Genomic DNA, 12,596 nt, shown 5'->3' on the forward strand with positions numbered 1-12,596 from the left:
CCAGTGCTCGCCAGTGCTCGCCAGTGCTCGCCAGTGCTCGCCAGTGCTCGCCAGTGCTCGCCAGTGCTCGCCAGTGCTCGCCAGTGCTCGCCAGTCACGACGCGCCCGGTTCCTTCCGCCGGCTCCCGGACATCGCATCGCGTATCCGACGTCAGGAGCCTCCCGCGGCCGGACTGCGGCAGCTTCGCCCGAGGCGCCTTGACGCCGCCTGCCGCGCTCCCGGCATGCGGCCCCGCGCCAACTCATCGAGCGCAGCTACACGGTCGCGCGTTCAATGAGGCGGAAAGGAAGCTCCCGGTGTTCCACGGGGCTGGCGGGGTCCTGCAGCCGCTTAAGCAGCAGGGAGAAGGCCGTCCGCCCAATCTCGACGAGCCGGTTATCGATGGTAGTGATATCGAAAAGCTGCGAAATCGGATGGTTGTCGAAGGAGACGATCGCCAGATCCTCCGGTACGCGGAGGCCTTTTCTGACCGCCTCGCTGATGATGCCGGCGGCAACCTGATCCCCCGCCACAAGCAGGGCGGTCGGACGCTCGTCCATGTCCAGGATGCCGCGGACTACCTCCGCTCCGTCTTCGATGGAGTAGATCTGGTAGAACATCCATTCCTCCCGGACGGGAACACCCGCCGAAGAGAGAGCGTCGGAAAAAGCGCGGCGGCGGTTCCGGCTGTTGAAGCTGTGTCCCCGTCCCAGGCAGTAGCCGATCCGGGTATGCCCTTTTTCCAGAAGAAGCTGCATGGCCAGCCGGAAACTGCCGTAATGGTCGATATGTACGGACGAGATCCGGTCGCTCTCGATATATTCACAGGCAATGATCGGCCCAAACTGGGAGTAAGCCTCGATGACTTCCCATTCCAGAGAACGGGAACAGATCAGCAGGCCGTCGATCTGTTTGATTTTCAGCATGTTCAGCAGTTCGGTTTCCTTATCCGCCCCGTACTTCGTCTGACTGACGAGGAGATGCACATTGGCTTCAAGCGCCTCTTGCGCGATGCCTTCCATAATGCTGTTGAAGTAGGGCAGATTAAGATAGGGGATGACAACCCCAACCATGTTCGTTTTGCCGGTAATGAGATGAACCGCATTCACATTGCGGGAATAGTTAAGGCGGTGTACGACTTCCTGTACAGCCGCGCGTTTGGCTTCGCTGACGTAAGGATGATCGTTGAGCACGCGGGAAACGGTCGTTACGGAGACTCCGGCCAGCCTGGCAATATCCTTGATGTTGGCCATAGGTCCGGCCTCCTTTCTGTCCTCAGTTTAATCCAGCCCGATTGTCCGCGTCAAAAATTTACGATGAGTGACTTGACGTGAAAAGCATTTCATACCTTACGCTTAATTTGCAAGCCTTCACGACTCCGTCCGGCGTAACCTTAGGGGCGTTACGGACGAGGCGGAAGGCTTCCGCTCAAGACCTGGTTACCTCGGCACAATTTTAACGAACTTATACCGGAAGGGGTACAGAGAGATGGAGAGAGCTATCGTATTTTTTGATATCGACGGGACACTGCTGGATGAGAATAAAGAGATTCCCGCATCCACCCGCAAAGCCGTCAAAATGCTGCAGGAACGGGGCGTATATACGGCCATAGCGACCGGCCGCGTACCGTCCATGTTCAAAAACGTGAGAGAAGAACTCGGCATTTCGTCCTACGTATCCATTAACGGACAATATGTCCTTTTCGAAGGCCGGGAAATTTATACGAATCCGATGGATCCCGCGAAGCTTGCGGAACTGGTCCGGGCGGCGGACGAGCAGGGCCATCCCCTGGCGTACTGCGGCCACCCAGAGACCCGCGTAAGCAGTTCGCATCCGCATGTGAAGGAGAGCTACGATAACCTGAAGCTTCCGTGTCCGGAAGCCGATCCGGAGTTTTACAAACATTCTGCGGTATTTCAGGGACATTTATTCTGCGATGCAGAGGCCGAAAAAATATACGCCGAGCGGTATCCGCATTTTCAGTTCATCCGCTGGCACGAGCATGCTCTTGACGTTCTGCCTGCAGGCAGCTCCAAAGCAATCGGCATTCAGGAGATGCTCCAAGCCGTCGGCATTCCGAACGAAAATTGTTACGCCTTCGGCGACGGGCTGAACGATATTCAGATGCTCACCAGCGTCGGAAAGGGAATCGCGATGGGTAATGGGGCGCCGGAAGCGAAAGCCGCGGCCGATTTGGTCACGGACTCGTGCTCCGAAGACGGCATCCTGAAGGGACTTGTCCGGGTAGGGCTCCTTCCCGAGGAGGCTCTTGAAGTTTTGGGTGAGCATGCCCGTTGAGCCTAGGCCAGGGCCAAGTGCGAGATAGTATGTTTTGTTTTCATCGAACGTTAAAAAGCCTTCTTCCTACACGTGCGATCGGCACGGAGGGAAGAAGGCTTTTTTATGCAAATCTCAGGGGTTTGCCGGCAGGCTGGAAGCCTAACGCACGGCTTAGCTTATGGCAGGTAGGAACGCAGCACCGTCTGGCTGCCGCTGAGCGTGTAGCCGCCAAGCGTGGCCGGCAGCAGGAAGCAGTCGCCCGGCTTCATCGCGAGGGAGCCGTCGGCCCATTCCAGCGAGCCGCTGCCTTCGCAGGCAATCAGCAGCGTGAAGCTCTCCGGCGTCGTGGACAGGTTCCAGGGGGCGGTTACCACGCCCTTTTCCACCACGAAATAAGGCGAAGCGGCCAGCTCCAGCCATTCGTTCGGCGCGGCGTCCATCGTTTTCATAAAAGTGGCGCCGGCCTTACCGAAGCCGATGACATTCAGCGAGTCTTCGATATGAAGCTCCCGCGGCTTGCCGTCGAGTCCGGGGCGGTTATAGTCGTACAGGCGGTAAGTCGTGTCCGAGTTTTGCTGGATTTCCGCTACCAGAACGCCGGAGCCCAGGGCATGGACCGTGCCCGAAGGAATATAGAAGCTGTCGCCTTTCTCGGCTTCCACGGACATCATGGTGTCCAGAATGCGGTCTTCTTGTACGGCGGCTTCGAATTCGGAACGCGTGATTCCTTCCTTCAGCCCGTAGATGATCTTCGCTCCGGGCTTAGCATCCAGCACGTACCACATCTCGGTTTTTCCGAGCTCGCCCTGTGCCAGGTTCTCGTAGTCATTGCCGGGATGAACCTGCACGGACAAGTCGTCGTTGCAGTCAAGCAGCTTGACGAGCAGAGGGAATCGACCGTTTCCGGCGGAAGCGCCTTTCGCGCCGAACCATTCGGCGCCCAGCTTTTCCCGGACTTCGTCCAGGCCGAGCCCTTTCAATTCTCCATTCGTAACGGTAGAGGTGCCGTTGGCATGATCCGCGATCATCCAGCCTTCTCCCACATGGCCTTCGGGAATCTCATAGCCGAATTCCTCCAGGGCGCGGCCGCCCCATACACGGTGTTTAAAATCGGGTTGAAAATGAATCGGGTAAGGTTTCATTTCAGTACTCCTCTCGGTTTCTTTTTCTCTATACCAATCAGGTAAGGCGACCGTGCCGCACTGTTGATAAACCGGTAGCAGAGCACGCTCCACTTCTCCTGGGGAAGTCCGGCGGCCCAGCTTTCGACCGCCTGTGCCTCGGAAGCGCCGCCATCGTGCCCCGGATACAGGGCGATGGTTAGGACGCCTCCTTCGCGCAGCAGAAGGAGCGCGGCTTCCAGCGCGGGCAGCGTGGAAGCCGGCACGGTAATAACCCCGGGATCTGCGCCGGGCAGATACCCGAGGTTGAACATGACGGCGGCCGTCCGTCCCATACAGTCGTCCGGGAGGGCGGCCGCCATTTCGGCGTGGCTGCGCAGCAGGAGCGAGACCCGCTGCGCGCCGCCGGTATCGGCCAGCTCGCGTTCCAGCCGCGTACGGGCGGTTTCCAGCGCCTGAGGCTGGATATCGAAGCCGTACACGCGGCCACCGCCGCCGACGAGCCTGGCGAGGAAGAGGGTGTCCACCCCGTTGCCTACGGTGGCGTCAATCACCGTATCGCCGGGGCGGACACGTTCCTCGATCCATTTATGCGCGCAGCTCAATATGGAGAGAAATCCCATGGCGGCCTCCGCTTAAACCTGTCCGGCGGGGTTTGCGGGCGTCCACAGCTTTCCCTGCCAAGTATCCCGGCGCTTCAGCTCGGCGTCAATTGCATTCAGCACTTCCCATTTCTTCAGGCTCCACATGGGGCCTATGAGCAGGTCGCGCGGCGCATCGCCGGTCAGCCGGTGTACGATCATTTCCGGCGGGAGCAGCTCAAGCGTATCGACGATGAGCTTGATGTACTCATCCTGTTCCAGAAAGCGCAGCAGGCCCGCTTCGTACTGTTTTACCATCGGCGTTTTGCGCATCAGGTGAAGCAGATGGATTTTGATGCCTTGTACGTCCATGGCGGCGACTGCTTTTCCGGTCTCGATCATCATTTCATCCGTTTCCTGCGGCAGTCCGTAAATAATATGCGCGCACGTCCGGATGTTGTGTTTTCTCAGCTTCGCGACAGCTTCCGTGTAGCACTGCGTATCATGGGCCCGGTTAATGAGAGTAGACGTGCTTTCGTGAATAGTCTGAAGGCCCATTTCGACCCAAAGGTAGGTGCGCTCATTGAGCTCGGCCAAATATTCCACGACATCGTCAGGCAGACAGTCCGGCCGCGTAGCGATGGACAGCCCTACAACACCGGGCTGCTGAAGAATGACTTCATAATACTCACGCAGTTCATCCACGGGCGCGTAAGTGTTGGTGTAGGCTTGAAAATAGCCGATGTACTTGGCGTCCGGCCATTTCTGGTGCTGACGGTCCCGGATCGTGTTAAACTGCGTCACCAGGTCATCGCGGCGCCTTCCCGCAAAGTCGCCTGATCCTCTCGCGCTGCAGAACGTGCAGCCTCCGGTAGCGATTTTGCCGTCCCTGTTCGGGCAGGTGAAACCCGCGTCCAGCATGACTTTGAAAACCTTCTCGCCGAACTGGCGGCGCATTTCGTAATTCCATGTATGAAACCGTTTATCTCCCCACAGGAGAGGCTCGGCTGTAATTGCGTTCATGAGGTTTAGTACTCCTTTTTCAAATCTGACTTTTCCTATTGTAGCCCAAAACAAAAGGGAATGCACCCCTTCCTCTGCCAGTATGTACCCCGTTTAAAGCATCCCGGCGCGGACATCCTAAGGGAGCAATAAAACAACTGCTTTGAAAGGGGACTGTCCATGAAAAAGCTTCGCTATGCTACGCTTGCTGTTGCCCTGACTTCTATGCTTACGGTGGGTGCCGCGCACGCCAGCACGCTGGGTACAGGTTCGACGACAGGAACGACCAACACGACGGCAACCGGCACGACAACTCCGGGGACAACCATGAACGGTACGAACCCGAACGGTACGATCGGCAACCAGCTTAACCAGGCTTACAACACCGGCCGCGGTGTCGTATCCGGTGCAGCCGGCGCAGTAACCGGCGGTGTGGGCGGAGCTGTCAGCGGTGCCGCCAACGGTGCGGCCAACGGCGTGAACGCCTACGGCACAGGCACCAACGGCAACACGGGCACTTACGGCACGACCGGCACGACAGGTACCAACGGCAACCGTATGATGGATCGTATGAGCACAACAGGTACGAACAACCGCGGTGCTTATGACACGTCCACATACCGTACGTACGGAACGACCCGCAACGATATGGACTGGGGATGGCTCGGTCTTCTCGGTCTGGTCGGTCTGGCCGGTCTGGGCGGCCGCAACAAAAAGGAAAACGAAATCCGCAACCGTTAATCCACGGAAATGTACGGGAAGCAGAAGGGCATCTCTTTCGGAGATGTCCTTTCCCTCTGTCTCCCGGCATCCAGGCAGTCCGATATAGTTTGTAGAAATTTTTCATTCATTGACCGGGAGGTGAGAAGAAATGCTGACTCTGAGCCGAAGGGAAAACCATGAGGAACAGGAAACGGCAGAAATCACGCTGGAGCTTACGCCGAAAGAAGCCATGATCCTGGCCGGCACCGCAAATTTCGCTTACGACATCCGGGCCGCTGCCGAAGCGCGCCGCAAGGTGCGCCGTGAAGTGGAGGCGGTTTTGTTTGACCGCTGACGTTTCCGGCCGGATAGATCCGTTGATTTTTAACATTTCCGACGCTTGCCGGATGCTTATTTTCCTTTGCATTTTCTTAGGGAATCGTCTATTATTTGAAGCATGTTTCCGTGAGCCCGCAGGGATTGACCGAGGGGACCGGATAAGGATTAGGGGAGGTAAGCAATGCGTTTAAGAGGAAGAAAAGGCATCCGGGAAGCAATCGAGAAGCAGCGCGATCTCATTGTTCTGGAACCGGCTTTATATAAAGGAAAATGGGCTGAAGTGTTCGGGAACGGCAATCCGATTCATGTGGAACTCGGGATGGGCAAAGGCCAGTTCATCAGTGAAATGAGCCGGCGCAATCCCGGCATTAACTTCATCGGAGTAGATATGTACGATGAACTGATCCGCAGAGCCAGCGAGAAAGTCCGGATCGCTCACGGCATTGACGAGACCGCCGTGGATGTGTCGCTGGACAATATCCGGCTGGCGCTGTTCAACATCGAACGGCTGGAAGAAGTGTTCGACGAGAACGAGCTGGAGCGGATTTATCTGAACTTCAGCGATCCGTGGCCCAAGAAGAAACATGCCAGACGCCGTCTGACCCATGCGGGGTTCGTTCATAAATACAAACACGCGCTTAACGAGCGCGGCGAAATTCATTTCAAAACCGATTCCAGATCCTTGTTCGAATTCTCGCTGAATTCTTTTGCGGACATGGATTTGAGAATGCGGAACATTTCCCTTGATCTGCACGGCGGCTTCGAGGAAGGATTCAATCCGGATCACGTCATGACGGAATACGAAACAAAGTTTGCCAAACAGGGCATGAATATACACCGCGTAGAAGTGGTGCTCGGGTCCCGGGCGCTTGCAGAGCACGTGGAGCGCCTGAAAGAAGAACAGCAGTCCTAGACGGACTGCTGTTCTTCTTTGTGTATAAGCGTCATGATGACTTGAGAATAGTCCGTTTGGAACATATTGCGGCAGCTTTCCCGGATATCTTCCCGCATCCGCCGCATTTCGCCGCCTCGTTCCGATAAACCTTTGAACCATAAGCGGATCGTTTCTTCCGACAAAATGGATTCCCCGAAGCCGTTTTCCGTAAAGAAGATAAGGTTTTCTTCTTCCTGCCCCGGTATAGGCTTGTGGAAAAGCATCGGAATGCCTTTAGCCAAACCTTCCGTACAGGTCATGCCTCCGGGTTTGGTCACCAGCAGATCCGAAATTTCCATCAGCTTGTCGACTTCGTTCGTAAAGCCGAGAAGCTTTACATGAGGATGAAGGAAGCGCGGGTCTTCCTGGCATTTCGCTAAGGCCTTCTGATTGCTTCCGAAGCAGAAAATAAGCTGCACCCGGTCGCGCCAGCGGAGCATTTCGTCAAGAACAGCGTCATCCCCGATGAGTCCCCAGCCGCCTCCCATGACCAGTACCGTCGGGATGGAAGCCAGCCCGAACCGGCGGCGGATTTCCGCCTTGTCGTGAGGCTGGCGGAAACCGGGATGCACCGGGATGCCGGTGATCTCGATCTTGCCGCCGTCTACTCCGCGGTGGAGCAGCTTGGTCTTGACTTTGTCGGATGACACGAGATATTTGTTCACTTCCGGCGAAATCCAGGTGCCGTGCACGTCGTAATCCGTTATGACCGTGCACAAAGGCACGGACAGCCCGGCTCTCTTCAGACGGGAAACGACGATGCTCGGGAACGGATGCGTGCAGACGATAGCGTCGGGACGCAGCTGGGTGATGATCTGGGCCGTCTGGGCGTAAAAGATCCGGTGGAGCGCCATTTGTGTAATGGGATTCAACGATTTTTTGTATTGGAAGCGATAAAGCTTTCCGTATAATTTCGGCTGGGAGTGGAGCGCTTTGCGATAGGCGGAAAAAATCCATCTGGCTAGCGTCGGGTGAAGGAAAGCGCCCAGTTCCAGAACACGCGTCTGGATGCCTGGATACAGCTGCCGCATATTTTCGGAAAGGGCGTAAGCGGCCTGGGTATGTCCGGCACCGAAGCCTTCAGATAACAGCAGTACTCTTTTTTTGCGCAAGTCTAGTCACCTTTCCTTCGCATCCATTAATTTCCATATCCTTACCATACTCAATTTAAGGCCACAGCGCAACGGAGGCAGCAGCCGCTCCAGAGCCGATTACCGCTCCGGCCAGACAGTCGCTCGGATAATGAAGCCCGAGATACATGCGTGACAGGGCGATGAGCAGGGCAAGCGGAATTAGGACAAAACCGAGAGCGGGCATATGAGCCACGAACGGGACGATTACAGAGAAGATGGCGGTCGTATGGCCGGACGGAAAGCTGTGGTCCTGCAGGGGATTCCGGCCGGTTCTCGTATTGGGCACAACGAGATACGGACGTCTGCGGGGATACAGCCTTTTGACGACGGCTACCGGAATGTGGCTGACCGCAAGGGCGGCGAGCGCCTGAATGCCGGCAGTCTGCCAGACCCCTTTTCCGAACAGGGAAAGGAGCAGCGTAATCGCAATGGTCGCCGTAGCTCCGCCGAGATGAGTAAGCGTACCGAGGATTCCGTCCAGTATGGTGTGCCGGAACCGCTGGTTGACGTAGAGAAACATGCGTGTTTCGTGCCGGTGCATCCAATGAACGACTTTGCTCATGATGATGCCTCCTTCCCTGATAGCTAACGGTAGTGTACCTGTAATTTCTTAACGAGAACGAGTGCTAATTCTTAAGAAAGGTTTAATTTTTCATGGAGTTTATTCGTTTCTTATTTTGACGAGGAATTCCCTCGGACACCTTCAGTATAAAAGCATTTTGTTAGCGCAGTATCAACGGAGGTGCTGCCGGATATTTACAAGTTATTAACCGGGTTATGACTTTTCAAAGCTCTCTCCTTAACAATCGCCCTATACAATCGAGATGAGAAACTCCTTTGGAGCGCAGTGTCCTGCGGCTTCCGGGGGGATTCATCCGAGCTGTGAAAAACGGAGGGCTGTCTGATGAGAGTCGCGTTGTTTACGGATACGTTTCTTCCCGATGTGAACGGTGCCGCCAAAACACTGGGACGCTGGGTCCGGTACCTGGAATCCCGCGGTGCGGCGTGCAGCGTGTTTGCGCCCGAGTCCGGGGAAGGAGGCGTCCCGGGCATCCGGAGTGTGGAACGATTTTACAGCATTCCGTTCTCATTGTATCCGGATTGCAGAATGGCGATACCCAATCCCCTGCTGATCGGCAGGATGCTCAAGGAATTCCGGCCGACCCTCATCCATCTCGCGACGCCCTTTAACCTCGGCCTGACCGGCCTCCATTACGGAAAGAAGCACCGGATTCCTCTTGTCGCCTCCTATCACACGCATTTCGACCAGTATTTGGCGCATTACCGCCTCCAATGGATGGAACCGATGCTCTGGAAATATCTGCTTTGGTTTCACCAAAACTGTGTAAAGATATATGTACCCTCGCCCTCAACCGGTAATATACTCCATACAAAAGGGCTGACAGGTATCGAATTGTGGGGGCGGGGCATCGATACGGTCCAGTTCCGCCCTCATACGGATAGGCGAAAAGTTTTGCGCAAGCACAACCTTTTGCCCGGCAAATTCGTATTACTTTATGTAGGACGCCTCGCGCCCGAAAAAGGTTTGGATACGCTGGTCCGCGCCTTCGCCAATCTTCCGGAAACTTTCCGCGCGCAGTGCGCGCTGATTCTTGCGGGAGACGGCCCCATGCGCGCGGAACTGGAGAATCGGCTGGCACCCTACCCGGACGTCCGCTTTTGCGGCTTCGTGGAGGGCAGGGAGCTGGCGGAGCTTTACGCGGCCGCCGACGTATTCGTGTTCCCGTCCGCTTCGGAAACGTTCGGCAACGTGGTGCTTGAAGCGATGGCGTCGGGAACGGCCGTCGTCGGGGTGAACGCGGGCGGAGTGGCGGATAACGTCAGGCATGGGTATACCGGCCTGCTTTGTCCGCCCGACGACGCGTCCGCATTCTCCGCAGCGGTGCAAAGGCTTTACGAAGCCCCCGAACTCCGTCGAAAACTGGCGTTCGAGGGCCGGTCGTACGCGCTTACCAGGAGTTGGGACTCAATTTTCGAAACTCTCTACGAAAGTTATAGGGAGGCGGCCGGAGACGCAGGCTTTGCGGCGCGCAGGGCGGCAGGCATCGTGAAATAAGCGCCCCGCCGGGACAGTCCGTCCAAGTTGTTTTGGTCCTGCGGCTCGATTATAATGGAGCAGACGGCCCGCACACCGGAAAATAAAAACAAAAACGGGTGCGCAAATTTGAGGTTTTATAGAGGCCAAAGTCACAAAAGATTAGAAAACCGGGGGAAGAAGCCGCAATCGCACACGAGAACGAGCGCCGATTACTTTACTGGGGTCTTTTCGCGCTAAAATGTTCGAACCGACCAAATAGTCCATTAATAGGGTTTTGACAAAAGCATGGAAACCCGTCACAATCAAGAACGATTGTATTGGCTTCTACAAAAAATGATTACATTGGCTTCAAGTGGAACAAAATGGGTTACATACAAAGCGATAAATATAAAAACAGACTTTGTTGTGAACATTAAAAGGGGGGTTTACGATGCTGGATACAATTTTGCTGGTCTTGCAAATTGTATTGGTGTTATTCGGGGCTTATCAGTTGTTTCTAACATTCTTTGGCTGGAAGCGCCCGAAAAAGAAAACGCAGCATCCGCCGCAGAAATCATTCGCAGTTCTGGTAGCGGCGCATAACGAAGAAGAAGTAGTAGGGGCCTTGCTTGAGAACTTAAAGCAGCTCGATTATCCGAAAGAGCTGTACGATGTTTTCGTCATTTGCGACAACTGTACGGACAGTACGGCCGATATTGTCCGCAGTCACGGACTGTATGCGTGCGAGCGCAACAACCCGAATCTGCGAGGCAAGGGATACGCCATCGAATGGATGCTCAAAGAGCTGTGGAATCGTCCGCGCCAGTATGACGCCGTCGTGATGTTCGACGCCGACAACCTCGTCGGCCACGATTACCTGCGTCACATGAACGACGACCTGTGCAGCGGCTCCAAAGTCATCCAGGCGTATCTGGACACCAAGAATCCGAACGATTCCTGGGTTACGGCTTCCTACGCCATCTCGTATTATTTCGCGAACCGCTTCTGGCAGGTTCCGCGTTCGAATCTGGGCCTCGCCAACTATCTTGGCGGTACAGGCATGTGCTTCGAGTCGAACCTGCTGAAGCAGATCGGCTGGGGCGCGACGAGCCTCGTCGAAGACCTGGAGTTTTCGATGCGCTGCGTCAAGCTCGGCGTCAAGCCGACGATGAACTATTATGCGAAAGTTTACGACGAGAAGCCGCTGACGTTCAGAGCGTCCGTCAAACAGCGCCTGCGCTGGATGCAGGGACACTTCGACGTCTGCCGCCGCTACCTGTTCCCGCTTTTGTGGCAGGGACTCAAGGAGCGCAGCTGGACCAAAATCGACGCCGCTTTCTATTCGGCTAACGTATATAACTATTTCTTCGGTTCCATCCTTAGCGTGGCGATCTGGATCAAAGCCATTGTACCGGGCGGAACGGATATGAATTTGTACGAATTGGCTCCGATTGTCAACGTCCTGGCCATCTCGATTTATGTGATGCTGCCGATCTCGCTGTTTATCGAGAAGGCGTCCGGCAAAACGTACAAGTACCTTATCGCTTATCCGATCTTCATGCTGTCCTGGTGGCCGATTACCGTATACGCGTTCTTCACGCAGAACAACAAGCAGTGGAGCCATACGAAGCATACGCGTGTTATCCGCCTGGAAGAAGTGCAGAGCAAACAGGTCAGCTGACTTTTACCGGAGAGTGCAACAGAATCAAGTTGACTTGTCTTCTTGGGTATGATAAAGTAGTACGAGTGATTGCATAACTGCATATTTGTGAAAGAAGAGGCGCCCGCTTCTCACCTGACCGATTCCGTCGGCTGGTTACGATGAAATAACATCAACGTTTTGTTTTTGTGTAAACGAACCGTGGGGATGTGGGCTGTTAGCCTGCATCCCTTTTTTATGTCCTTGCAACAAGCTTGGAAACAATGGTTGGAGGTGGAGAATATTAGTAAAGATCACATGGTTAACGATGAGATTCGCGCGAAAGAAGTCCGTTTGATCGGGCCCGACAGCGAACAGCTCGGCATTAAACCGATTCGTGAAGCGCTCCAAATGGCGGTTGACGCCAACTTGGATCTGGTGAACGTAGCGCCAACGGCTAAACCGCCGGTATGCCGCATCATGGACTATGGGAAATACCGTTACGAGATGCAGAAGAAAGAAAAAGAAGCCCGCAAGAACCAGAAAATCGTGGACATCAAAGAAATTCGCCTGAGCGCTACGATCGACGAACATGATTTCCAAACGAAGCTGCGCAATGCGGTTAAATTTTTGAATGACGGTGACAAAGTGAAGGCTTCCGTCCGTTTCCGCGGCCGTGAGATCGCTCACGCCGAGAACGGCAGAAAAGTCCTGCTGCGTCTTGCGACCGAAACCGAGGAGATCTCCAGCATGGAGCGCGCTCCTAAGCTTGAAGGCCGCAGCATGATCATGATCTTGACACCGAAAGCAACAACCTAAATTTCTGGGCGCGTGCTACACGCGCCCT

14 protein-coding genes and 1 other annotated feature are annotated in these 12,596 nt (G+C 55.3%); of the genes, 8 read left to right on the top strand and 6 right to left on the bottom strand.

Annotated elements, in window-relative coordinates; genetic code table 11:
- Positions 1–255: 255 nt before the first annotated feature.
- Positions 256–1,233, bottom strand: coding sequence for a LacI family DNA-binding transcriptional regulator (locus tag C4S74_RS05485; RefSeq protein WP_103994352.1), 978 nt, complete (start codon positions 1,231–1,233; stop codon positions 256–258).
- 235 nt (positions 1,234–1,468) lie between these two features.
- On the opposite strand from C4S74_RS05485, the gene C4S74_RS05490 reads away from it, so the two are divergent.
- Positions 1,469–2,278 (top strand): Cof-type HAD-IIB family hydrolase, encoded by an 810-nt coding sequence (locus C4S74_RS05490; protein ID WP_103994353.1) that lies wholly within the window; start codon positions 1,469–1,471, stop codon positions 2,276–2,278.
- A gap of 158 nt (positions 2,279–2,436) precedes the next feature.
- On the opposite strand, the gene C4S74_RS05495 is transcribed toward C4S74_RS05490, so the two are convergent.
- Genes C4S74_RS05495 through C4S74_RS05505 form a run of 3 tightly spaced genes read right to left on the bottom strand, consistent with a single transcriptional unit; the run spans position 2,437 to position 4,985 of the window.
- Positions 2,437–3,402, bottom strand: a complete 966-nt coding sequence (locus C4S74_RS05495; RefSeq protein WP_103994354.1) for a type I phosphomannose isomerase catalytic subunit — start codon at positions 3,400–3,402, stop codon at positions 2,437–2,439.
- Positions 3,399–4,004: a class I SAM-dependent methyltransferase gene (locus C4S74_RS05500; protein ID WP_103994355.1), complete on the bottom strand. Its 606-nt coding sequence runs from the start codon at positions 4,002–4,004 to the stop codon at positions 3,399–3,401. The genes C4S74_RS05495 and C4S74_RS05500 overlap by 4 nt, the downstream gene beginning before the upstream one ends.
- A gap of 12 nt (positions 4,005–4,016) precedes the next feature.
- Complete coding sequence (locus tag C4S74_RS05505) at positions 4,017–4,985, bottom strand: TIGR01212 family radical SAM protein (protein ID WP_103994356.1); 969 nt, start codon at positions 4,983–4,985, stop codon at positions 4,017–4,019.
- 159 nt (positions 4,986–5,144) lie between these two features.
- Here C4S74_RS05505 and C4S74_RS05510 point away from each other — a divergent pair, with 159 nt between their 5' ends.
- The 3 genes from C4S74_RS05510 to trmB all read left to right on the top strand — a co-directional run bounded on the left by C4S74_RS05510 (position 5,145) and on the right by trmB (position 6,918).
- Positions 5,145–5,705, top strand: coding sequence for a WGxxGxxG family protein (locus C4S74_RS05510; RefSeq protein ID WP_103994357.1), 561 nt, complete (start codon positions 5,145–5,147; stop codon positions 5,703–5,705).
- Positions 5,706–5,835: 130 nt separating this feature from the next.
- Complete coding sequence (locus tag C4S74_RS05515; protein WP_103994358.1) at positions 5,836–6,021, top strand: hypothetical protein; 186 nt, start codon at positions 5,836–5,838, stop codon at positions 6,019–6,021.
- A gap of 165 nt (positions 6,022–6,186) precedes the next feature.
- The gene (trmB, locus tag C4S74_RS05520) at positions 6,187–6,918 is read left to right on the top strand and encodes a tRNA (guanosine(46)-N7)-methyltransferase TrmB (protein ID WP_103994359.1); all 732 of its coding nucleotides are present in this window, start codon (positions 6,187–6,189) and stop codon (positions 6,916–6,918) included.
- Here trmB and C4S74_RS05525 read toward each other — a convergent pair.
- Positions 6,915–8,051 (bottom strand): glycosyltransferase, encoded by a 1,137-nt coding sequence (locus C4S74_RS05525; protein ID WP_103994360.1) that lies wholly within the window; start codon positions 8,049–8,051, stop codon positions 6,915–6,917. The two genes, trmB and C4S74_RS05525, sit on opposite strands and share 4 nt — an antisense overlap.
- 55 nt (positions 8,052–8,106) lie before the next feature.
- Positions 8,107–8,634, bottom strand: a complete 528-nt coding sequence (locus C4S74_RS05530; protein WP_103994361.1) for a phosphatase PAP2 family protein — start codon at positions 8,632–8,634, stop codon at positions 8,107–8,109.
- Positions 8,635–8,976: 342 nt separating this feature from the next.
- Here C4S74_RS05530 and C4S74_RS05535 point away from each other — a divergent pair, with 342 nt between their 5' ends.
- The 4 genes from C4S74_RS05535 (at position 8,977) to infC (ending at position 12,568) form a co-directional block, all read left to right on the top strand.
- A complete protein-coding gene (locus C4S74_RS05535; RefSeq protein ID WP_103994362.1) occupies positions 8,977–10,149 on the top strand; it encodes a glycosyltransferase family 1 protein in 1,173 nt (390 codons plus the stop codon).
- A 267-nt stretch (positions 10,150–10,416) separates the two neighbouring features.
- Complete coding sequence (locus C4S74_RS26930) at positions 10,417–10,713, top strand: hypothetical protein (RefSeq protein WP_258042396.1); 297 nt, start codon at positions 10,417–10,419, stop codon at positions 10,711–10,713.
- Positions 10,714–10,735: 22 nt separating this feature from the next.
- Positions 10,736–11,791: a glycosyltransferase family 2 protein gene (locus C4S74_RS05540; protein ID WP_258042397.1), complete on the top strand. Its 1,056-nt coding sequence runs from the start codon at positions 10,736–10,738 to the stop codon at positions 11,789–11,791.
- Positions 11,792–11,876: 85 nt separating this feature from the next.
- Positions 11,877–12,014: a sequence feature (ribosomal protein L20 leader region), on the top strand.
- 53 nt (positions 12,015–12,067) lie between these two features.
- Entirely contained in the window at positions 12,068–12,568 is a 501-nt protein-coding gene (infC, locus tag C4S74_RS05545) for a translation initiation factor IF-3 (RefSeq protein WP_103994364.1), read from the top strand.
- Positions 12,569–12,596: the final 28 nt, after the last annotated feature.

Origin of the sequence: Paenibacillus sp. UNC499MF, assembly GCF_900107975.1 — a bacterium.
Taxonomy (GTDB): Bacteria; Bacillota; Bacilli; order Paenibacillales; family NBRC-103111; genus Paenibacillus_F.